Source organism: Methylobacterium terrae, from assembly GCF_003173755.1.
In the GTDB taxonomy this organism is placed as follows: Bacteria; Pseudomonadota; Alphaproteobacteria; order Rhizobiales; family Beijerinckiaceae; genus Methylobacterium; species Methylobacterium terrae.
Genome location: NZ_CP029553.1, coordinates 4,236,614 through 4,257,405 on the forward strand (window position 1 = coordinate 4,236,614; position 20,792 = coordinate 4,257,405).

The window sequence follows — 20,792 nt, forward strand, 5'->3', positions numbered from 1 at the left end:
GTCACCACGCACCCCACGGCTACGATTCGTCAAGGGTCCCGGTGGCACGGTGTTCACGGAACGTCCCGCGCTGGCGGCGCGACCGTTTCCCGGCTAAACCCCGGCGCTCTTCGCGCCGGGACGGTTTTTCGGCATGATGCGGGCGCCGCCCGCACCCCACGGCAAGGAACTTCGAGCGGCGATGAGCGACGTGATCCGCATCCTCGGCATCGATCCGGGCCTGCGCCGCACCGGCTGGGGCCTGATCACCGTCACGGGCACCCGCCTCGCCTTCGTGGCGAGCGGCACCGTGACCTCGAACGGCGACGACGACCTCGCCACCCGTCTCCGCACCCTGCACGAGGGCCTGACCAAGGTGGTCGCCACGCTGCTCCCCGACGAGGCCGCCGTGGAGGAGACCTTCGTCAACAAGGACGCGCAGGCGACCCTGAAGCTCGGCCATGCCCGCGCGGTGGCGCTGCTGGTGCCCGCGCTCGCCGGCCTGCCGGTGGCCGAATACGCCGCCAACCTGGTGAAGAAGACCGTGGTCGGCGCCGGCCACGCCGAGAAGGACCAGGTCGGCGCCATGGTGCGCTTCCTGCTGCCCAAGGCGACCGCCGATACGGCGGACGCGGCGGATGCGCTGGCGATCGCCATCACCCATGCCAGCCACCGGGCGGCGCGAATGCGCACGGCGGCGCATGCCGCGGCGGCGGGGCCGGGGGCGGCGCGGATCGCCCGGGCGGTGGCGCGGGGGTAGTCCACGCGCCGCCTTCAACAGTATGGCACACCTCCCCTCTCCCGTGTGGGAGAGGGGTCGGGGGTGAGGGTGCTACGGTCCTAAGTCAAAATCCAACCATCTCGCTACAAGCACCACGCTCAACGACTCGTGCTGGAGCGTGTCACCCTCACCCCTACCCCTCTCCCAGACGGGAGAGGGGATCCCGCGACTTCCTGTCATCGCCGGATGACGTATCGATTTCTGTAATCACTTCATCACGATCGTGCCGACCGCGCGGCGCCGGAATGCGCGCCCCTCCCCGCTTGTCTTAAAAAACGATCGTTCGTATAAATGGCAAAAATCCAGGGAGGGCGCCGATGATCCCGAACGCCGCGCGTGAGTTCAATTTCGGCCTGGGCGAGACCGCCGAGGCGATCCGCGACAGCGTGCGCAACTTCGCGCAGGACAAGATCGCGCCGCGGGCCGAGGAGATCGACCGCACCAACACCTTCCCGCGCGACCTCTGGCCCGAGATGGGGGCGCTCGGCCTCCACGGCATCACGGTCGAGGAGGAGTATGGCGGCCTCGGCCTCGGCTACCTCGCCCATTGCGTGGCGATGGAGGAGGTGTCGCGGGCCTCGGCCTCGGTCGGCCTGTCCTACGGCGCGCATTCGAACCTGTGCGTCAACCAGATCCGCCGCAACGGCTCGGACGCGCAGAAGCGCAAGTACCTGCCGAAGCTCATTTCCGGCGAGCATGTGGGCGCGCTCGCGATGTCGGAGCCGGGCGCCGGCTCGGACGTGGTGTCGATGCGCACCCGCGCCGAGAAGCGCGGCGACCGCTACGTGCTGACCGGCTCGAAGATGTGGATCACCAACGGTCCGGTCGCCGAGACCCTGGTGGTCTACGCCAAGACCGACCCGCAGGCGGGTCCCCGCGGCATCACCGCCTTCCTGGTCGAGAAGGGCATGAAGGGCTTCTCCACCGCCCAGAAGCTCGACAAGCTCGGGATGCGCGGCTCCGACACCTGCGAATTGGTGTTCGAGGAGTGCGAGGTCCCGGAGGAGAACGTGCTCGGCCAGGTCGGGCGCGGCGCCAGCGTGCTGATGTCCGGCCTCGACTACGAGCGCGCGGTGCTGGCGGCGGGTCCGCTCGGCATCATGCAGGCCTGCCTCGACGTGGTGATGCCCTACGTCCACGAGCGCAAGCAGTTCGGCCAGGCGATCGGCGAGTTCCAGCTCGTCCAGGGCAAGCTCGCCGACATGTACGTCTCGACCAACGCCGCCAAGGCCTACGTCTACGCGGTGGCCCAGGCCTGCGACCGCGGCGAGACCACCCGGGAGGACGCCGCCGGCGCGATCCTCTACGCCGCCGAGCGGGCGACGCAATGCGCGCTCGACGCGATCCAGCTCCTCGGCGGCAACGGCTACATCAACGACTACCCGACCGGGCGCCTGCTGCGCGACGCCAAGCTCTACGAGATCGGCGCCGGCACCAGCGAGATCCGCCGGATGCTGATCGGCCGCGAGCTCTTCACCAAGTCTGCGTAACAAAGTCCGCCTGAGGCTCGAACCGATGCCGGTCATCCCCACGAGCGCCGACCTCACCTCCGGGGCGGCGGAGCAGAACCGCGCCGCCTGGGCCGAGTTGCGCCAGGCCCTCAAGAGCCACCGCGCCAAGGCCGCCGCCGGCGGGCCGGCGCGGGCCCGCGAGCGCCACGTCGCCCGCGGCAAGCTGCTGCCGCGCGACCGGGTCCTGCGCCTGCTCGATCCGGGCTCGCCGTTCCTGGAGGTCGGCGGCTTGGCCGCCCACGAGATGTACGGCGAGGACATCCACGCCGCCGGAATCATCACCGGCATCGGCCGGGTGGCCGGCCGCGAGGTGATGGTGGTCTGCAACGACGCCACCATCAAGGGCGGCACCTACTATCCGCTGACGGTCAAGAAGCACCTGCGGGCGCAGGAGATCGCGCTCCAGAACCGGCTGCCCTGCCTCTACCTCGTCGATTCCGGCGGCGCCAACCTGCCGCAGCAGACGGAGGTCTTTCCCGACCGCGAGCATTTCGGCCGCATCTTCTACAACCAGGCGCAGATGTCGGCCGCCGGCATCCCGCAGATCGCCTGCGTGATGGGCTCCTGCACCGCCGGCGGCGCCTACGTGCCGGCGATGTCGGACGAGAGCGTGATCGTGCGCCGCCAGGGCACGATCTTCCTCGGCGGGCCGCCGCTGGTGAAGGCCGCGACCGGCGAGGTGGTGAGCGCCGAGGACCTCGGCGGCGCCGACGTCCACGCCCGGCTCTCGGGCGTCGCCGACCACTACGCCACCGACGATGCCCACGCGCTCGCCATCCTGCGCCGCATCGTCGGCGGCTTGAACACCGTCAAGCGGCCCGACCTCGACATAGCAGCCTCCGTCGATCCGGCCTACGGGGCGGCCGACCTCGACGCCCTGGTGCCGGTGGACCTGCGCAAGCAGTACGACGCGAGAGAACTGATCGCCCGCCTCGTCGACGGCTCGGAATTCGACGAGTTCAAGCGCCTCTACGGCACCACGCTGGTCACCGGCTTCGCGCGGCTGCACGGCATGCCGGTCGGGATCCTGGCCAACAATGGCATCCTGTACTCGGAGAGCGCGCTCAAAGGCGCGCACTTCATCGAATTGTGCTGCCAGCGCCGCATCCCGCTGATCTTCCTCCAGAACATCTCCGGCTTCATGGTCGGGCGCGAGGTCGAGGCCGGCGGCATCGCCAAGAACGGCGCGAAGCTCGTCACCGCCGTCGCGACCGCGGCGGTGCCGAAGCTGACCGTGATCGTCGGCGGCTCGTACGGGGCCGGCAATTACGGCATGTGCGGCCGGGCCTACTCGCCGCGCTTCCTGTTCGCCTGGCCGAACTCGCGCATCTCGGTGATGGGCGCCGAGCAGGCGGCGAGCGTGCTCGCCACCGTCCGCCGCGACAACATCGAGGCCGGGGGCGGCGCCTGGAGCCCGGAGGAGGAGGAGGCGTTCAAGGCGCCGATCCGCGCAGGCTTCGAGGAGGAGGGCTCGCCCTACTACGCCACCGCGCGGCTGTGGGACGACGGCATCATCCTGCCGGAGGAGACGCGCCGGGTGCTCGGCCTGTCGCTCTCGGCCTGCCTCAACGCGCCGGTGCCGGAGACCCGGTTCGGCCTGTTCCGGATGTGAGGACAGCCATGACGACACGCCGCCTCGCCTCCGTCCTGATCGCCAATCGCGGCGAGATCGCCTGCCGGGTGATCCGCACCGCCCGTCGCCTCGGGATGCGCACCATCGCGGTCTACTCGGAGGCCGACCGCGACGCCCTCCACGTGGCGCTCGCCGACGAGGCCCATTGTATCGGCCCGGCGCCCGCCGCTGACTCGTACCTGCGCATCGACCGCATCCTGGACGCCGCCCGGGTAAGCGGGGCCGAGTGCATCCATCCGGGCTACGGCTTCCTGTCGGAGCGGCCGGACTTCGCGGACGCTTGCGCGGAGGCCGGCATCGTCTTCGTCGGCCCGCCGGCATCCGCCATCCGCGCCATGGGCCTCAAGGACGCCGCGAAGGCGCTCGTCGCCACGGCCGGCGTTCCGGTGGTGCCGGGTTATCACGGCGCCCGCCAGGACCCGGATTTCCTCGCCGCGGAAGCCGCGGCCATCGGATACCCCGTCCTCATCAAGGCGGTGGCCGGCGGCGGCGGCAAGGGCATGCGCCGCGTCGAGGGGCCGGAGGGCTTTGCCGACGCCCTCGCCTCGGCCCAGCGCGAGGCGCAGAACGCCTTCGGCGACCCGCGGGTGCTGGTCGAGAAATACGTGCTGTCGCCGCGCCACGTCGAGATCCAGGTCTTCTGCGACGCTCACGGCAACGCCGTCCACCTGTTCGAGCGCGACTGCTCGCTCCAGCGCCGGCACCAGAAGGTGATCGAGGAGGCGCCCGCCCCCGGCATGCCGGACGAGGTCCGCACTGCGATGGGCCGCGCCGCCGTCGAGGCGGCGAAGGCCGTGGGCTATGTCGGCGCCGGCACGGTCGAGTTCATCGCCGACGGCCGCGAGGGCCTGCGGCCCGACGGCTTCTGGTTCATGGAGATGAACACGCGGCTCCAGGTCGAGCATCCGGTGACCGAGGCGATCACCGGCCACGACCTCGTCGAGTGGCAGTTCCGGGTGGCCTCCGGCGAGGCGCTGCCGGTCGATCAGGCGGGATTGTCGATCCACGGCCACGCCGTCGAGGCGCGGCTCTACGCCGAGGACCCGGATCACGGCTTCCTGCCCTCGACCGGCCCGTTACGGGCACTGACCCTGCCGGAGGGCGAGGGCATCCGCGTCGATACCGGCGTGCGGGCCGGCGACCGGGTGACGCCGTTCTACGACCCGATGATCGCCAAGGTGATCGCCCACGGCGCGACCCGCGACGAGGCCCTGGACCGGCTGGCCGGAGCGCTCGGCCGCACCCTGGTGGCGGGCCCGAAGACCAACGTCGCCTTCCTCAAGGCGCTCGCCGAGGCGAAAGATTTTCGCGAGGGCCGCTTCGATACCGGCTTCATCGACCGCGACCTCGGCGCCCTGACGGCGCCGAGCCCGCGTCGCGACGCCGCGATCCGCGCCGGGATCCGGGCGCTGGTGGCGCGGGAGACCCCGACCACGGCCGGCTCGCCATGGGACGCGGCGGACGGGTTCCAGCTCGGCGAGGCCCGGCGCCAGACCTTGCCCTTCGTGCTCGAGGGCGAACCGGCCGAGGCCGGGCTGCACTGGGGCGCGACCGGGCTGACGGTGGAGTACGGCACGGACGGCCCCGAGCCCGCCTCCCTGACGGTGATCGAGGCTGCGAGCGGCGTGCTGGTGCTCGCCGAGGGCCGCCAGATCGCGCTCAGCCCGCCCGATCCGTTCGCGGTCGATCTCGACCACATCGACCAGGGCGGCACCATCAAGGCGCCGATGCACGGCCGCCTCGTCGCGGTGCTGGTCGCCCCCGGCGACCGGGTGGTGCGCGGCCAGCGCCTCGCGGTCGTCGAGGCGATGAAGATGGAGCACGCGCTGACCGCGCCTGCCGACGGCACAGTCGCCGAGGTGGCGGCGGAAGCCGGCCAGCAGGTCGCCGAGGGCGCCCGCCTGATCACCCTGACCACGGAGGACGCCGCGTGAGCACGATCCCGGCTTCGACCCACCCGCGCGGCGGGCTGTACTTCGAGGATTTCGAGGTCGGCACCACGCTTCGCCATCGCCTCACCCGCACGGTGACGCAGATGGACAACATGCTGTTCTCCAACATGACGCTCAACCCGCAGCCGCTCCACATCGACGCGCATTTCTGCGCCACCGAGACCGAGTGGGGCAAGCCGCTGATGAACTCGCTGTTCACCCTCGGGCTGATGATCGGCATCTCGGTCAACGACACGACGGTCGGCACCACCATCGGCAATCTCGGCATGACCGAGACGCGCTTTCCCGCGCCGCTCTTCGAGGGCGATACGGTGAGCGTGACGACGGAGGTCGTCGCCAAGCGCGAATCGCGCTCGCGGCCGACCGCGGGCATCGTCGATTTCATTCACCGCGCCTACAACCAGGACGGCACGCTGGTGGCCGAGTGCCGGCGCCAGGCGATGATGCGCAAGCGTCCCGCGGCGGAGGCTTAGAGTCATGCGCTCGCTGCTGTTCGTCCCCGGCGATTCGCCCCGCAAGCAGGAGAAGGGCCTGGAGGTCGGGGCCGATGCCCTGATCCTCGACCTGGAGGATTCCGTCGCCCTGGCGGAGAAGGGGAAGGCGCGCGAGGTCGCAGCCTCCTTCCTGGCGCGGATGCGGGATGTCACGGGGCGCCCGAAGCTCTACGTCCGCGTCAACGCCCTCGACACGAGCCTCACCGAGGACGACCTCGCGGCGGTGATGCCCCACGCCCCCGACGGGATCATGCTGCCGAAGGCCGAGGGCGGCGTGAGCGTCGCCCATCTCGGCGGCCGTCTCGCCGTCCACGAGGCCGAATACGGGCTTCCCGACGGCGCCACCCGCATCCTGCCGATCGCCACCGAGACCGCGCGGGCGGTGTTCGCGCTCCAGACCCTGCCGGGTTCGAGCCCGCGGCTGTCGGGCGTCACCTGGGGGGCGGAGGACCTGTCCGCCGATCTCGGCGCCGAGACCAATAGGGCTGAGGACGGCGCCTGGAGCGCGCCGTTCGCGCTCGCCCGCAACCTGACCCTGATGGCCGCCGCCGCCGCGGAGGTCGACGCCATCGACACCATCAACGCCCACTTTCGCGATCTCGAGGGGCTGGCCCGCGAGTGCCGGGACGCCCGCCGCGACGGGTTCGTCGGCAAGATGGCGATCCATCCGGCGCAGGTCGCGGTGATCAACGAGGCCTTCACGCCGACCGAGGCCGCCCTTGCTCAGGCCCGCAAGGTCGTGGCGGCCTTCGCGGAGGCTCCGGGGGTCGGCGTCGTCGGGATCGACGGCGAGATGTTCGACCGGCCGCACCTGCGCCGGGCGGAACGGCTGCTGGCGCGGGTGGGGTGAGGTGGATGAGCGCCACCGAGGAGGATCCGGCTCGGCGCACCTTGGACGAACGCGCCACCGACCAATGCCGGGTCGGGCGGCTGATCCTGCCTGAGTTGCGCCGCCGCCTCGGCTTCGACACGCGAATCGAACGCGGCGGCGTCCTGAAGGCGCGCGGCATCTACATGGATTACGATGAGGCGCACCTGATACGGGATCTGTGCGACATCGATCATCTCGGCCGGTGACACTTTGGCTGCACTCGTCAGCGCCCCTGCCCTGGCCGTGAGGAACAGGAGAGTTCAGGTCGCGTGCGCTGCCGGTAGGCTGCTGTCAGGATCCTGCGAGTGGCGCAACGCTCATCCTGAGACCGAGCCGGTGCAGCAGGCCCATGACGACAGCCAGATGCGGCGCTCCGTCTTGCGCCTCGCCGCGGGCGAGGCCGCGTGCGCGTGCGACCGCATCGAAGGCGTGAGCAGCCAGGGCCGGATCATCCTCGGCGAGCACCGCGTCGAGATAGGCGGCGATCCGTTCGGGGCTGTCGAGGTAGTCCGCGGTATCGTAGGGGGTGAGCAGGGGGTCGGTCATGGTCGCCACCATCAACCGTCAGAGAGACGCTGCCAAGGCCTTCGCCCGGCGGATGTCGCGGGACTGGGATGACTTGTCACCCCCGCACAGGAGAATGACGATCTCTTCGCCGCAACGCACGAAATAGATTCTGTATCCAGGGCCGACATGGACGCGCATCTCGCTCACGCCATCGCCAACAGGCGCGACATCGCCCGGGTTCCCGAGCGCCAGCCGGTCGATCCTCTTGGCGATCTGAGCGAAGGCCGTCGCATCGCGCAGCCTCGAAAACCAAGCAACGAATTCGGGGTGCTGCTGGATGCGTGGCATGACGTTGCGGCATTGGCGGCTCTTCGCTTACCCAAGTGTGAGCCGCCAGGCAAGCACGCAGCCGGTGCCGTGATCACGAGCCCCTTGTTTCAACCCTGACGCACCGCGCGGGCCAGCGCGCGGGCGAGTTCCCGGGAGAACGCCACATCATGTCTCGCCACGACGCCCAGCCGATCTCCGAAGCCCCCCTCTTCGCCCGCCTGCCTGCCGCCCTCGCCGCGGCGCTCCAGGCCCCCGCCTACGCCGCCCACCTCGCCGGCATCGATCCCGCCGCCGTCACCGACCGGGCGGCGCTCGCCCGCCTGCCGGTGCTGCGCAAGGGCGAGATGCCGGCGCGCCAGCGCGAGGCCCTGCCCTTCGGCGGCTTCGTGCCGGGGGCGATCGGTGGTTTTCCCCGCCTGTTCACCTCGCCGGGGCCGATCTTCGAGCCGCAGCGGGCAGGGGAGGATCCGTGGGGCGGCGCGCCTGCGCTCGCCGCGGCCGGCTTCCGGGCCGGCGAGGTTTTGCTGAACACCTTTGGCTATCACCTGACGCCGGGCGGCTTCATCTTCGACACCGCGGCTCGGGCGCTGGGCTGCGCGGTGATCCCGGCGGGGCCCGGCAACACCGAGCAGCAGCTCGACCTGATCGAGGCCTACCGCCCCGCCGGCTATGTCGGCACGCCGGACTTCCTCAAGGTGCTGCTCGATTCAGGCCAGAAGGCCGGGCGGGACGTGTCGTCGATCGTGAAGGCGCTCGTCTCGGGCGCGGCCTTCCCGCCCTCGCTCCAGGCCGAGTTCCGGGCGCGCGGCATCGCCGCCGCCCAAGCCTACGCCACCGCCGATGTCGGCTTCATCGCCTACGAGACGCCGGGCGAGCCGGGCCTCCTCGTCGGGGACGGGCTGATCCTCGAGATCGTGCGGCCGGGCACCGGCGATCCGGTGCCGGAGGGCGAGGTCGGCGAGATCGTCGTCACGGTGCCCGACCGCGACCGGCCGCTGATCCGCTACGCGCTCGGCGACCTCACGGCGGCGCTTGGCCACGGGCGCATCCGCGGCTGGATGGGCCGGGCCGACCAGGCCGCCAAGGTGAAGGGCATGTTCGTGCGCCCCGAGCAGGTCGCGGAGATCGCCCGCCGCCACCCCGAGCTCGGCCGCCTGCGCCTGGTGGTGACCCGCGCCGACGAGGCCGACGCCATGACGCTCCGGGCAGAGTCCCGGACGACGGACACCGCCCTGGCGGAGGCGGTGTCCGAGACCCTGCGGGCGGTGACGAAGCTGCGCGGCGCGGTGGACCTCGTCGAACCGGGCAGCCTGCCGAACGACGGCAAGGTCATCGCCGACGAGCGGCCGGTGGGGTGAGGGACGGGCGAGGGACCGCCCGTCAGGCTTCGGCGGCAGTCAGGCCGCCCGGACCTGGGCCAGGAAGCGCTCGACCTCGGCCGAGATGTGGCCGGATTGCCGCGACAGCTCCGAGGCCGAGGCGAGCACCTGGCTCGCCGCGTCCCCCGTCTCCTCCGCCGCTCCTGCGACGCCCGCGATGTTGCCGGTGACCTCGCCGGTGCCGGCAGCGGCCTGGGAGATGTTGCGCACGATCTCCTGCGTCGCCGCGCCCTGCTCCTCGACGGCCGCGGCGATCGAGGTCGCGACGCTCGCGATCTCCTCGATGCGGGTGGTGATCTGGCCGATCGCACCCGCCGCCTGGCCGGTCGAGGCCTGGATCGCCGCGATCTGGCTCGTGATCTCCTCGGTCGCCTTCGCGGTCTGGCCGGCGAGTTCCTTGACCTCGGCCGCCACCACCGCGAAGCCGCGGCCGGCCGCGCCCGCGCGCGCCGCCTCGATCGTGGCGTTCAACGCCAGCAGGTTCGTCTGCGCGGCGATCGAGGAGATCAGCCCGACCACGTCGCCGATGCGGGCGGTCGCCTCGGTCAGCGCCCGGACCTGGTGGGCGGTCTGTCCGGCCTCGGCGACCGCGGCCTGCGCCAGCCGCGCAGAGCTGTCGACCTGGCGGCCGATCTCCTGGACGGACGCGCCGAGCTCCTCGGCGGCCACCGCGACGGTCTCGACGTTGGAGGAGGCCTCCTCGGCCGCCGCCGCGACGGCGGTGGACTGGACGGCGGTCTGGGTCGCGGTCGCGGTCATCGCCTGGGCGGTGCCGCGCAATTCGCCCGAGGCGGCGGCGACTTCGGCGACGACGCCGGTGATCGACGCCTCGAAGCCCTGGATCAGTTCGTTGAGCGACGCGGCGCGGCGCATCCGGCGCATCTCTTCCGCCTCGCTCTCGCCCCGCAGCCGCTCGCGCTCGATCGCGTTGTCGCGGAAGACCAGCACGGCGCGGGCCATCGCCCCGACCTCGTCGCGCCGCCCCGCCTCCGGCACCGCGAGGTCGGTGCGCCCCTCCGAGAGGGCGGTCATCGCGGCGCGCAGGGCCTCCATCGGCCGCACCACCGAGCGGACGATCAGGAGCGAGGCGCCGCCGAGAACGAGCACGATGACGAGGCCGGCGACGGCCAGGCGCTCGATCTGGGCGACGATCATCGCCCGCAGGTCGCTGACGTACTCGCTGACGCCGATGTAGAAGTCCCACGGGGCGTAGAAGCGGAAGAGCCCGATCTTCGGCACCGCCGCGGTCTCGCCCTCCGGAACCCAGGTGTAGCGGAACGTCGCCGCGCCGTCGCGCTTGGCCCGCGGCATGACGTCGGCGACGTAGCGGAAGCCGGTCGGATCGGTCACGCCCATCAGGTTGCGGCCGACCACCTTCGCGGCGGGGTGGGCGATCACCGTGCCGGTGCCGTCGTTGACGAACAGGTAGTTGTCGCGCCCGTGCCGCATCGCCGCGATGTCGGCGAGCGCCGCCTCGCGGGCGGCCGCCTCGCTCAGCTCGCCCTTGGCCGCCTTCTGGCGGTAGCGCTCGACGACGTTCGCCGCGGCCTCCGTGATGAGCGAGAGGCGCTCGATGCGCTGCGCCACCATCGCCTCGTATTGGTAGTTGAGCGCGATCCCGCCCAAGGCGACCAGACTGAGACCGGCGAGCGCGATCAGCAACGCGAACTTGCGGGGAAGGGTGAGCACGAACATGAAGCGGCCACTCCGGATCCGGACCCTGCCGGATGACCGCCGGGACATAGATGCCGGGAGGTGAACGGTCGGTTTATTTCGTTAGCTCTTGGGGCGATTTATTCAGAGCGGACAACGACTTGCCCGTACGGCAGTCGACAGGTGGACCCGGATGCGTCGTCGCCGGCGGCAGCCTTTCGGGTGGACCTCGACGCGGTGCATCGTCCGGAGCCGTCCCGGACGCCGTTCGAAGGACGAGAACGGCATCGCAGAAGCCTCCTCCGTCCCGCTCGCGACCTCATCCCGAGGTGCCGCGCAGCGGCCTCGGAGGAGGGCTCCAGATGTCTCGGTGCTCCCTGGAGCCCTCCTTGGAGGTCAGCCGATCCTTGATCGACCGACACCTCGGGATGAGGGCGTGGGTGGGATGGACGGCTGTCACTCAGGTCGGCCGGACTCCCGCGATGCCGCGCCCTATCCGACTCCGGCCTGCAGGGCTCTCCGCCGCCGCGACGGCACCACCGCGACCTCCGCCGCACCCTCGCCCCGGGCGAGCGCCTGCGTCTCGCCGCGGGCGAGCGCCAGCACCATGCCGGTGAAGATCTCCTGCATCGCCTCGCGCGAGAGCCGCCCCTCCGGCTTGTACCAGGTGCAGATGCCCGACAGCATGGCGAGGATGGCGAGCGTCGCCATCCTGGTGTCGGCCAGGCGGAACTCGCCGGTGGCGCAGCCGTGGTCGAGGATGTCGCCGAGCTTGCGCTCGTAGTCGCGCCGCATCGCCACCACCGCGGCGAGGTTGTCCGGCTCGAGGCTGCGCAGCTCCGAGTAGCAGATGAAGACCTCCTGCGCCCGGGCGACGTGGTAGGCGACGTGGAACTCGGTGAACCGGGTCAGCCGCGCCTCGGCGCTGCCCTCGGGCAGGAGCGCCGCGTCGAGCGCCGCGTGCAGGTCGAGCATGTGCCCGCGGATGAGGTCGAACAGGAATTCCTGCTTGTTGCGGAAGTAGTTGTAGAGCGAGCCCTGCTGGATGCCGACCTCGGCCGCGAGCTGGCGCAGGCTCATGGCGGCGTAGCCGTGGGTGGCGATGAGCTTGAGCCCCGCCCGCCGGATGGCCTCCTCGGTCCGCGGTCCCGACGAGCCTGCGATACGCGCCATGCTGCCTCTGACCCTGCCCTCACGGGGCCCACCGCCCCCTCGACTTTCGTCGCGCCAGTGTAGCACTTGACGCTCGGAAAAAAACAGTCGAACGTATTTTCAAGGCGAATGACCCGGACGCATACCGGGCATCCGCCACAGGCAGAGCGGCGCCGGACACGAGCGCGGCCGCCATCCCAGGGAGGATCAGGCGTGGCGGAAACCCTCGCGGTTCGCCAGATCTCGTTGCGGTTCGGCGGCGTCAAGGCGCTGACGGATGTCAGCTTCGCGGTCGAGAAGGGCGAGCTGTTCTCGATCATCGGCCCCAACGGCGCCGGCAAGACCTCGATGATCAACTGCATCTCGGGCCGCTACCGGCCGTCCGAGGGCCAGATCCTGCTCGACGGCCGCGACATCACGAAGGCGACGCCGAACCAGCGCCCGACGCTCGGCATCGGCCGGACCTTCCAGAACCTCGCGCTGTTCCACCACATGACCGTGCTCGACAACATCCTGGTCGGGCGCCACCACCTGATGCGCAACAACTTCGTCACCGGCTCGCTCTACTGGCTGCCGGGGGTGCGGAGCGAGGAACTGGCGCATCGCCGTCGGGTCGAGGAGATCATCGACTTCCTCGACCTCCAAGCCTACCGCAAGGCGCCCGCCGGCACCCTGTCCTACGGCCTGCGCAAGCGGGTCGAGCTCGCCCGCGCCATGGCGCTCGAGCCCAAGCTGATCCTCCTCGACGAGCCGATGGCCGGCATGAACCTCGAGGAGAAGGAGGACATGGCCCGCTACATCGTCGATCTCAACGAGGAGTTCGGCATGACCGTCGTGATGATCGAGCACGACATGGGCGTGGTCATGGACATCTCGCACCGGGTGATGGTGCTCGATTTCGGCCGCCGCATCGCGCTCGGCCGGCCCGAGGCGGTGCTCGCCGATCCGCACGTGAGAAAAGCCTATCTCGGCGAGGAAGACGAGGAGCCCGCATCTCCCGAACCGGCGAGGGCCGCGTCGTGACGACCGATTTCTCCGCCATCGCGCAAGCCGCCGACACCTTCCCGAAGCTCCTGCGCCGCAACGCCGCCGAGCATCCGGGCGAAGTCGCCCTTCGCGAGAAGATTTTCGGCCTCTGGCGCCCGACGACCTGGGCCGAGTACCACGCCCGCACCCGCGTCTTCGCGCTCGGCCTGTCGGACCTCGGCCTGAAGGCCGGCGACGTCGTCGGGCTGATCGGCGACAACCGGCCCGACTGGGTCGCCGGCGAGATCGCCGCCCACGCGCTCGGCGCCCTGTCGCTCGGCCTCTACCGCGACGCGCTCGAGGACGAGGTCCAGTACCTCCTCGCCTTCTCGGACGTGAAGGCGGTCATCGCCGAGGACGAGGAGCAGGTCGACAAGCTCCTGAACCTCGCCGACGGGGTGCCGTCCCTGCGCCACATCGTCTATTGCGACCCCCGCGGGATGCGCAAATACGACGATCCCCGCCTGATCTCGGCCGAGGCGCTGGCGGCGAGGGGCGAGGCGCTGCACGCCGCGGATCCCGGCCTCTACGACCGGATGGTCGACGCGACGGAAGGAGAGGCCGTCGCGATCCTCTGCACCACGTCCGGCACCACGGCGCGGCCGAAGCTCGCGATGCTGAGCGGCGGCCGGGTCCTGCGCCACTGCGCCCGCTACCTCGCCGCCGACCCCAAGGGACCGGGGGACGATTACGTCTCGGTGCTGCCGCTGCCCTGGATCATGGAGCAGGTCTACGCGCTCGGCCAGGCGCTCCTCTCCCGCATGAAGGTCAACTTCGTCGAGGATGCCGACACGCTGATGCACGATTTCCGGGAGATCGCCCCGACCTTCGTGCTGTTCGCCCCGCGGGTCTGGGAGGCGGTGGCCGCCGACGTGCGCGCCCGGATGATGGATGCGTCGCCCTTCAAGCGCGCCCTCTACGAGCGCGGCATGAAGATGGGGCTCGAGGCCCTCGACAAGGGGGGGCGCTCGACCGCCGCCGACGCCCTGCTGTTCCGGGCCCTGCGCGACCGGCTCGGCTTCACGCGGCTGACCTCCGCGGCGACCGGTGGCGCGGCTCTCGGCCCCGACACGTTCCGGTTCTTCCGCGCCATGGGCGTGCCGCTGCGCCAGCTCTACGGCCAGACCGAGACGCTCGGCGCCTACACGCTGCATCAAGGCGAGACGGTCGATTTCGACACGGTCGGCGTGCCGTTCGACGACAGCATCGAGATCCGGGTCCTCGACCCCGACCGCAACGGCATCGGCGAGGTGCTGGCGCGCCACGCCAACATGTTCCACGGCTACTACAAGGCCGGCCCCGACACCCCGAGCGACGTGCGCGACGGCTGGATGCACACGGGCGACGCCGGCTACGTCGACAAGAAGGGCGAACTGGTCGTCATCGACCGGATCAAGGATCTCGCCGTCAACAGCCACGGCGAGCGCTTCTCGCCGCAATACATCGAGAACAAGCTGAAGTTCTCGCCTTACGTCGCCGAGGCCGTGATCCTCGGCGCCGGGCGCGAGTACCTGGCGGCCCTCGTCTGCATCCGCTACGCGGTGGTGGCGAAGTGGGCCGAGAAGAACCGCATCGCCTTCACGACCTATTCCGACCTCGCCTCGAAGCCGGCGGTGATCGAGCTGATCCGGAACGAGGTCGAGCGGGTCAATGCCGGCCTCACCGAGGTTCAGCGCGTCGCCAAGTTCGTGCTCCTCTACAAGGAGCTCGACGCCGACGACGGCGAATTGACCCGCACCCGCAAGGTCCGCCGCGGCGTGATCAACGAGAAGTACGCCGATTTGATCGACACGATCTACGCCGGCGCGCCGAGCTACCGGGTCGACACGGTGATCCGGTTCCAGGACGGCACGACGCAGCGCATCCGCACCACCCTGCCGGTGATCGACCTCACGGCTTCCCCCGCCACCCTCGCCGCCGCCGAATAGGGGCCTTGAGGCCATGAACACCCACCTGCTGCTCCAGCTCGTCGTCAACGGGCTGATCGTCGGCGCCCTCTACGGGGTGGTCGCGATGAGCTTCGTCCTGATCTACAAGGCGAGCCAGGTCGTGAACTTCGCCCAGGGCGAGTTCCTCCTGATCGGCGCCTGGGTGTGCTGGTGGCTGCTCACCACCTACCAGCTGCCGTTCCTCGTCGGCATGGGCATCACCTTCGCGTTCATGCTGGTCTTCGGCATCGCCCTCCAGGTGGTGGTGCTGCGGCCGCTCATCGGCGAGCCGATCATCTCGGTCATCATGGTGACGATCGGGCTGTCGATCTTCTTCCAGGCCCTGTGCAAGTGGCTGTTCGGCGTCTTCGCCCAGCCCTTCCCGCCGATCTTCCAGACCCAGTCGGTGCAGGTGCTCGGGCTCGAGATCCAGACCGTGTACCTGATGAGCCTCGGCATCTCGGTCGCCATGATGGCGGGCTTCGCCTGGTTCTTCCGCTACTCGAAGCATGGCCTTGCCATGCGGGCCACCGCCTTCAACCAGCAGGTGGCGCAGTCGCTCGGCATCTCGGTGCGCAACGTCTTCGCGATGGCCTGGGCGATCTCCGCGGTGGTCTCGTCGGTCGCCGGCATCGTCGTCGGCATCGTCAACGGCGTCTCGTCGGCCCTGTCGCTCTACGGCATCAAGGTCTTTCCGGCGGTGATCCTCGGCGGGCTCGATTCGGTCGTCGGCGCGGTGATCGGCGGCCTCGTGATCGGGGTGCTGGAGAACGTCGCGCAATACGTCGACGGCCAGTACCTGCACTGGGGCAACCTCTACGAGATCGTTCCCTTCTACGTCCTGGTGGTGATCCTGATGATCAAGCCCTACGGCCTGTTCGGCACCCGCGACATCGAGCGCGTCTGATGGCGACCCAGAGCCTGATCCCCGCCGGCGACTACCGCTCGACCTACGCCGCCGACACCACCATCTTCCCGACCGCGGGCAGCCGCTACGCGGTCTGGGCGGCGCTGGCGCTGCTCTGCTTCGCGCCGCTCGTGCTCGACCGCTACTGGCTGAGCCTGCTGATCCAGATCGGCTACTTCGCGGTCGCGGCTCTGGGCCTCAACATCCTGGTCGGCTTCACGGGGCAGATCTCGATCGGGCATGCCGCCTTCTTCGGCTTCGGCGCCTTCGCCTCCGCCTGGCTGTCGAACAATTACGGGATTCCGGTCTTCTTCGCGATCCCGCTCGCGGGCGTCCTGACCACCGCGATCGGCCTGATCTTCGGCCTGCCGGCGGCCCGGCTGAAAGGCCTCTACCTCGCCATCGCGACGCTCGCCGCGCAGTACATCCTGCAGGACTTCTTCGCCCGGGCGAACTGGTTCACCGGCGGCGTCGCCGGCACCCACGCCGAGGCGTTCTCGATCTTCGGCTTCGCCTTCGACACCGACCACCGCTACTTCTACGTGGTGCTGGCCTACCTGGTGCTCACCTTCGTGCTCGCCACCAACCTGATGCGCTCCCGCGACGGCCGGGCGCTGGTGGCGGTGCGCGACCACTACCTCTCGGCGGAGATGATGGGGATCAACCTCACCCGCTACCGCACCCTGTCCTTCGGGCTCTCGGCCTTCTTCGCCGGCATCGGCGGGGCGCTCTACGGCCACTACCTGCAATTCGTCTCGGTCGAGGGTTTTGGGATCCTGCTCTCGATCCAGTTCCTCGGCATGATCATCATCGGGGGCCTCGGCTCGATCATGGGCACGCTGATGGGCACCGCCTTCATGGTGCTGGTGCCCGAGGCCATGGGCTGGATCACCGACGCGGTGCGGGGATCGGCCCTCGACCGCGCGCTCTCGCTCAAGGACAACCTGTCCTTCCTGCGCGAGATGGCGATCGGCCTCGTGATCGTGCTGTTCCTGATGTTCGAGCCCGACGGGCTCGCCCACCGCTGGCGCCAGATCAAGGCGTACTGGAAGCTCTACCCGTTCTCGCACTGACATCATCGGAGACTGGGACAACCAGCCCACCACCGGAGGAAACCAAGTCCATGCTTCGCCTGTCCCTCGCCTCGGCCGCCGCCCTCGCCCTCAGCCTGCCGGCGCTCGCCGCCGAGATCCCGATCGGCCACCTCGCCGACCAGAGCGGCGCCACCTCCGACGTCGGCGTGCCCTACGCGCAAGGCGTGGCCGACGCTCTCGCCTACGTGAACCGCAAGGGCGGCATCAAGGGCGAGAAGATGAACGTCGAATCGGTCGATTACGGCTACCAGGTGCCGCGCGCCGTCGCGCTCTACAAGAAGTGGACCGGCGGGCGCGACAAGGTCGCGGCGATCCAGGGCTGGGGCACCGCCGACACCGAGGCGCTCTCGGCCTTCGTCACCAAGGACGAGATCCCGTACATCTCCGGCTCCTACGCCGCCCAGGTCAGCGACCCGACCGGCGCCAGCGGCAAGGCCAAGGCCGCGCCCTACAACTTCTTCTACGGCCCGTCCTACTCGGATGCCTTACGCGCCATGCTGATGTGGGCCGCCGACGACTGGAAGGCCAAGGGCAGGACCGGCAAGCCGAAATACGTCCACATGGGCGGCAACCACCCCTACCCGAACTCGCCCAAGGAAGCCGGCGAGGCGATGGCGAAGGATCTCGGCTTCGAGGTGCTGCCGGCGATCGTGTTCGCGCTGGCGCCGGGCGACTACACGGCGCAGTGCCTCACCGCCAAGAATGCGGGCGCGAACTACGCCTATCTCGGCAATACCGGAGGTTCGAACATCTCGCTCCTGAAGTCCTGCAAGTCGGTCGGCACCGACATCCAGTTCATGGGCAACGTCTGGGGCATGGACGAGAACGCCGCCAAGGCGGCGGGCGAGGCGGCGAACGGCGTCGTCTTCCCGGTCCGCACCGCCGCGGTGAGCGGCAGCACCGCGCCCGGCATGGCGATGGCGGCCGAGATCTCGAAGGTGTCGGACGCCGCCGGCACCGCCTACCGGCCGGTGCACTACTACACCGGCATCTGCGCCGCCCTCTACATGACCGAGGCGCTGGCCTGGGCCAAGGACAACGGGGGCTTGGCCGGCCCCAATGTCCGCAAGGGCTTCTACCAGAAGAAGGACTGGGTGCCGGCCGGGATGGAGGGCGTCTGTGTCCCCTCGACCTGGTCGCCCACCGACCATCGCGGGATGATGGAGGTGCACATCTACCGCGCCAAGGTCTCGGGCCCGACCGACGGCGCGCTGCCCGACCTGATCAAGGCCGGCACGATCAAGCTTGAGCCGGTCAAGACCGTGACGCTGCCGCGCAAGAGCGAGTGGCAGGGCTGGTGAGAACCATCCCTAAAGGATGACCCGCCAGTAACCCTCCCTCCTCTGCGGCGGGGCTGTCTGGGGAAAAGAAAAAGCGCGGGTTTCCCCTCTCCCCGCGGGCGGGGAGAGGCCTTGGGGATCGGAACGATCCCACCACCCCTTGCCGGGTGCGAAGGGAGCCCGCAGGGCGAGGGTGAGGGGGTATCTCCGGAAGAGGCTCCTCCGGCACCACCCCCTCACCCTCGCTCCGGCTTCGCCTCCGCTTGCTGCGTCTCCTGAACGGAGACACAGCCCTCTCCCCGCCCGCCGGGAGAGGAGAGTACCAGCGCCCCTGTTTACCCCCGGACAGACTCGCTTCTGCCGGGGGTCGACCTCGCATCTCACCCCTGGAGCCCGCCCGATGTCGCAGGTCACGACCCTCGAACGCCCGACCCAGGAGGCCGCACAGGCCGCGCTCCTCTCCCTGCGCAACGTCGAGGTCGTCTACGACGACGTGATCCTGGTCCTGCGGGGCCTGAGCCTCGACGTGCCGGCGGGCTCGATCACGGCGTTGCTCGGCGCCAACGGCGCCGGCAAGTCGACGACGCTCAAGGCCATCTCAGGGCTCCTGCGCTCCGAGGACGGCGAGGTCACCCGCGGCGAGATCGTATTCGACGGCGCCCGCATCGACGGCATCGAGCCGGACAGAATCGTGCGCCGCGGCATCTTCCAGGTGATGGAGGGCCGCCGCATCGTCGCCGACATGACGCCGATGGAGAACCTGCGCCTCGGCGCCTTCTCGCGCCGCGACAAGGAGGTCGGCCAGGACCTCGAGCGGGTGCTGACCTACTTCCCGCGCCTCAAGGAGCGCACCGGCGCCGCCGGCTACCTCTCGGGCGGCGAGCAGCAGATGCTGGCGATCGGCCGCGCGCTGATGGCCCGCCCCCGCCTGATCCTGATGGACGAGCCCTCGATGGGCCTGTCGCCGCTGCTCGTGAAGGAGGTCTTCGGCATCATCCGCCAGATCAACCGGGATCTCGGCGTCACCATCCTGCTCGTCGAGCAGAATGCCCGCGCCGCCCTCTCGGTGGCCGATCGCGGCTACATCATGGAGCAGGGCAAGGTGGTGCTCGACGGCACCGTCGAGGAGCTGCGCACCAACGAGGACGTGAAGGAATTCTACCTCGGCGGCGCCGGCGACCAGCGCAAGAGCTTTCGCAACCTGAAGAGCTTCAAGCGGCGCAAGCGGTGGATCTGAGGGTTCGTCGAACAGTCGAACGGCATCATCTGCCGTCTATTACATCCTCATTATCATCACGGCTCTCGGCGCAGCCGAGAGCCTGGGATCCGTAATCGCCAACGGTTCAGGGCGGAGCGGGCAGCGTCACGCCTCGTCCTGGATCGTCAGCGGTCATGGATCCCGGGTTCCGCTGCGCCCCGGGATGACAGGGAGGGTGTCGGTCGCGTCGAGAGAAACCCAACCCGAGATCTCTCCGCAGCGAGACCGGTCAGGCCGCCCTCGGCTCCCCTCGTCATGGGGCCGGCACGGATCGACCACCCGCCCCTGACGATCTACCCGCAGGCAGCCTTGACGACGTGGCAACTGTCCGCCGGGGCGCCCAGGACACAGAAGCTCCTCGCGTTGGCGGCGGCGGCATCGGGGCTGGCACCCATGCCGTACCCCTTGGCGCCGCCATTGCCGACGACGTAGGCGATGCACGACGCCTGCTTGACGGCCGTCACCTTGCAATCCGCCGCCTGGCAGCCGCGCCGCGCGACCTCGGAGGCTTCGGCGCTGCTGGCCTTGCCGACCGCGTAGCCCCAATTGCCGTGACCGTTATCCGCGAGGGCGGCCCAGCCTGCCCCCTGTGCCATCACGGAATGGCCCGAGCCGAGCACCGACACCGCGACGACAGCAGCCATGATCCTGATCGATCGCACGACGTCCCCTCCCCCGAATCGTTCTCTGTCCGACAGTTCTGCAAGACGAACGCATGATCTATCACGTCATAGCAGCGAGCAAGCGCCATTCCTTTAGAGCAAGCGCGCGATACGATTTGGACAACAAAGTCGGCAAGCACAGCAACCTCTGGAAACGACTCCGGCCCTGTCCGACTGCCGTGGGTTCGTAGTGCGCGACCGTGGCGACCGGGTGCCGTGACGGCCGCATCGGCCCCGACCGTCCCCGCATCATGATCGACGTGCGCACCCGCGATGACGTGAGGCCCGACATCCGGCGGGGCGCGATCATCCCGCCTGATCATCGCGCTTCTGGAAACGATCGTTTTCCGTCGTTTCTATTTTCACGCAGAAACCCCGCGGACATACTCCCCCAT

Annotated in this window: 19 protein-coding genes; 14 read left to right on the forward strand and 5 right to left on the reverse strand. The window is 69.8% G+C overall.

What is annotated here, in order from left to right; translation table 11 throughout:
- The first annotated feature begins 181 nt into the window (after positions 1-181).
- The 7 genes from ruvC (at position 182) to DK419_RS19660 (ending at position 7,427) form a co-directional block, all read left to right on the forward strand.
- The gene (gene ruvC / locus DK419_RS19630) at positions 182-739 is read left to right on the forward strand and encodes a crossover junction endodeoxyribonuclease RuvC (RefSeq protein WP_109960576.1); all 558 of its coding nucleotides are present in this window, start codon (positions 182-184) and stop codon (positions 737-739) included.
- Between the two features lie 338 nt (positions 740-1,077).
- A complete protein-coding gene (locus tag DK419_RS19635; protein ID WP_109960577.1) occupies positions 1,078-2,250 on the forward strand; it encodes an isovaleryl-CoA dehydrogenase in 1,173 nt (390 codons plus the stop codon).
- A 25-nt stretch (positions 2,251-2,275) separates the two neighbouring features.
- A complete protein-coding gene (locus DK419_RS19640) occupies positions 2,276-3,883 on the forward strand; it encodes a carboxyl transferase domain-containing protein (RefSeq protein ID WP_109960578.1) in 1,608 nt (535 codons plus the stop codon).
- Between the two features lie 8 nt (positions 3,884-3,891).
- Positions 3,892-5,838, forward strand: a complete 1,947-nt coding sequence (locus DK419_RS19645) for an acetyl-CoA carboxylase biotin carboxylase subunit (RefSeq protein ID WP_109960579.1) — start codon at positions 3,892-3,894, stop codon at positions 5,836-5,838.
- Entirely contained in the window at positions 5,835-6,329 is a 495-nt protein-coding gene (locus DK419_RS19650; protein ID WP_245442566.1) for a MaoC family dehydratase, read from the forward strand. The genes DK419_RS19645 and DK419_RS19650 overlap by 4 nt, the downstream gene beginning before the upstream one ends.
- A 4-nt stretch (positions 6,330-6,333) precedes the next feature.
- Positions 6,334-7,200, forward strand: coding sequence for an HpcH/HpaI aldolase/citrate lyase family protein (locus DK419_RS19655; RefSeq protein WP_109960580.1), 867 nt, complete (start codon positions 6,334-6,336; stop codon positions 7,198-7,200).
- Between the two features lie 5 nt (positions 7,201-7,205).
- Positions 7,206-7,427, forward strand: coding sequence for a hypothetical protein (locus DK419_RS19660; RefSeq protein ID WP_109960581.1), 222 nt, complete (start codon positions 7,206-7,208; stop codon positions 7,425-7,427).
- An 85-nt stretch (positions 7,428-7,512) separates the two neighbouring features.
- On the opposite strand, the gene DK419_RS19665 is transcribed toward DK419_RS19660, so the two are convergent.
- Positions 7,513-7,767: a helix-turn-helix domain-containing transcriptional regulator gene (locus DK419_RS19665; RefSeq protein ID WP_109962390.1), complete on the reverse strand. Its 255-nt coding sequence runs from the start codon at positions 7,765-7,767 to the stop codon at positions 7,513-7,515.
- A gap of 18 nt (positions 7,768-7,785) precedes the next feature.
- A complete protein-coding gene (locus DK419_RS19670) occupies positions 7,786-8,076 on the reverse strand; it encodes a type II toxin-antitoxin system RelE/ParE family toxin (RefSeq protein WP_109960582.1) in 291 nt (96 codons plus the stop codon).
- A 149-nt stretch (positions 8,077-8,225) separates the two neighbouring features.
- Here DK419_RS19670 and DK419_RS19675 point away from each other — a divergent pair, with 149 nt between their 5' ends.
- Positions 8,226-9,416 carry a phenylacetate--CoA ligase family protein gene (locus DK419_RS19675; RefSeq protein WP_109960583.1) on the forward strand — a complete coding sequence of 397 codons (1,191 nt, stop codon included), beginning with the start codon at positions 8,226-8,228 and terminating at the stop codon, positions 9,414-9,416.
- Between the two features lie 39 nt (positions 9,417-9,455).
- Here the strand turns inward: DK419_RS19675 and DK419_RS19680 are convergent, their stop codons facing one another.
- Together DK419_RS19680 and DK419_RS19685 are read right to left on the reverse strand one after the other, a co-directional pair.
- Positions 9,456-11,132, reverse strand: a complete 1,677-nt coding sequence (locus DK419_RS19680; RefSeq protein WP_109960584.1) for a methyl-accepting chemotaxis protein — start codon at positions 11,130-11,132, stop codon at positions 9,456-9,458.
- A 450-nt stretch (positions 11,133-11,582) separates the two neighbouring features.
- The gene (locus DK419_RS19685; RefSeq protein WP_109960585.1) at positions 11,583-12,263 is read right to left on the reverse strand and encodes a TetR/AcrR family transcriptional regulator; all 681 of its coding nucleotides are present in this window, start codon (positions 12,261-12,263) and stop codon (positions 11,583-11,585) included.
- 192 nt (positions 12,264-12,455) lie between these two features.
- On the opposite strand from DK419_RS19685, the gene DK419_RS19690 reads away from it, so the two are divergent.
- From DK419_RS19690 to DK419_RS19715, 6 genes are all read left to right on the forward strand, one after another.
- The gene (locus DK419_RS19690) at positions 12,456-13,265 is read left to right on the forward strand and encodes an ABC transporter ATP-binding protein (protein WP_109960586.1); all 810 of its coding nucleotides are present in this window, start codon (positions 12,456-12,458) and stop codon (positions 13,263-13,265) included.
- On the forward strand, positions 13,262-15,196 hold the full coding sequence (locus tag DK419_RS19695) for a long-chain fatty acid--CoA ligase (RefSeq protein ID WP_109960587.1): 1,935 nt from the start codon (positions 13,262-13,264) through the stop codon (positions 15,194-15,196). The genes DK419_RS19690 and DK419_RS19695 overlap by 4 nt, the downstream gene beginning before the upstream one ends.
- Positions 15,197-15,209: 13 nt before the next feature.
- Positions 15,210-16,103 carry a branched-chain amino acid ABC transporter permease gene (locus tag DK419_RS19700; protein WP_048435433.1) on the forward strand — a complete coding sequence of 298 codons (894 nt, stop codon included), beginning with the start codon at positions 15,210-15,212 and terminating at the stop codon, positions 16,101-16,103.
- On the forward strand, positions 16,103-17,176 hold the full coding sequence (locus DK419_RS19705; RefSeq protein WP_109960588.1) for a branched-chain amino acid ABC transporter permease: 1,074 nt from the start codon (positions 16,103-16,105) through the stop codon (positions 17,174-17,176). Before DK419_RS19700 ends, DK419_RS19705 begins: the two co-directional genes overlap by 1 nt.
- 50 nt (positions 17,177-17,226) lie before the next feature.
- A complete protein-coding gene (locus DK419_RS19710) occupies positions 17,227-18,498 on the forward strand; it encodes an ABC transporter substrate-binding protein (protein WP_109960589.1) in 1,272 nt (423 codons plus the stop codon).
- A 379-nt stretch (positions 18,499-18,877) separates the two neighbouring features.
- The gene (locus tag DK419_RS19715) at positions 18,878-19,714 is read left to right on the forward strand and encodes an ABC transporter ATP-binding protein (RefSeq protein ID WP_109960590.1); all 837 of its coding nucleotides are present in this window, start codon (positions 18,878-18,880) and stop codon (positions 19,712-19,714) included.
- 314 nt (positions 19,715-20,028) lie between these two features.
- Here DK419_RS19715 and DK419_RS19720 read toward each other — a convergent pair whose 3' ends face one another.
- Complete coding sequence (locus DK419_RS19720; RefSeq protein ID WP_109960591.1) at positions 20,029-20,379, reverse strand: DUF4189 domain-containing protein; 351 nt, start codon at positions 20,377-20,379, stop codon at positions 20,029-20,031.
- Positions 20,380-20,792 lie beyond the last annotated feature (413 nt).

Coding starts and splice junctions, on each gene's coding strand:
- ruvC (WP_109960576.1), top strand. CDS start 182: ATGAGCGACGTGATCCGCATCCTCGGCATCGATCCGGGCCTGCGCCGC.
- DK419_RS19635 (WP_109960577.1), top strand. CDS start 1,078: ATGATCCCGAACGCCGCGCGTGAGTTCAATTTCGGCCTGGGCGAGACC.
- DK419_RS19640 (WP_109960578.1), top strand. CDS start 2,276: ATGCCGGTCATCCCCACGAGCGCCGACCTCACCTCCGGGGCGGCGGAG.
- DK419_RS19645 (WP_109960579.1), top strand. CDS start 3,892: ATGACGACACGCCGCCTCGCCTCCGTCCTGATCGCCAATCGCGGCGAG.
- DK419_RS19655 (WP_109960580.1), top strand. CDS start 6,334: ATGCGCTCGCTGCTGTTCGTCCCCGGCGATTCGCCCCGCAAGCAGGAG.
- DK419_RS19660 (WP_109960581.1), top strand. CDS start 7,206: ATGAGCGCCACCGAGGAGGATCCGGCTCGGCGCACCTTGGACGAACGC.
- DK419_RS19665 (WP_109962390.1), bottom strand. CDS start 7,767: ATGACCGACCCCCTGCTCACCCCCTACGATACCGCGGACTACCTCGAC.
- DK419_RS19670 (WP_109960582.1), bottom strand. CDS start 8,076: ATGCCACGCATCCAGCAGCACCCCGAATTCGTTGCTTGGTTTTCGAGG.
- DK419_RS19675 (WP_109960583.1), top strand. CDS start 8,226: ATGTCTCGCCACGACGCCCAGCCGATCTCCGAAGCCCCCCTCTTCGCC.
- DK419_RS19680 (WP_109960584.1), bottom strand. CDS start 11,132: ATGTTCGTGCTCACCCTTCCCCGCAAGTTCGCGTTGCTGATCGCGCTC.
- DK419_RS19685 (WP_109960585.1), bottom strand. CDS start 12,263: ATGGCGCGTATCGCAGGCTCGTCGGGACCGCGGACCGAGGAGGCCATC.
- DK419_RS19700 (WP_048435433.1), top strand. CDS start 15,210: ATGAACACCCACCTGCTGCTCCAGCTCGTCGTCAACGGGCTGATCGTC.
- DK419_RS19705 (WP_109960588.1), top strand. CDS start 16,103: ATGGCGACCCAGAGCCTGATCCCCGCCGGCGACTACCGCTCGACCTAC.
- DK419_RS19710 (WP_109960589.1), top strand. CDS start 17,227: ATGCTTCGCCTGTCCCTCGCCTCGGCCGCCGCCCTCGCCCTCAGCCTG.
- DK419_RS19715 (WP_109960590.1), top strand. CDS start 18,878: ATGTCGCAGGTCACGACCCTCGAACGCCCGACCCAGGAGGCCGCACAG.
- DK419_RS19720 (WP_109960591.1), bottom strand. CDS start 20,379: ATGGCTGCTGTCGTCGCGGTGTCGGTGCTCGGCTCGGGCCATTCCGTG.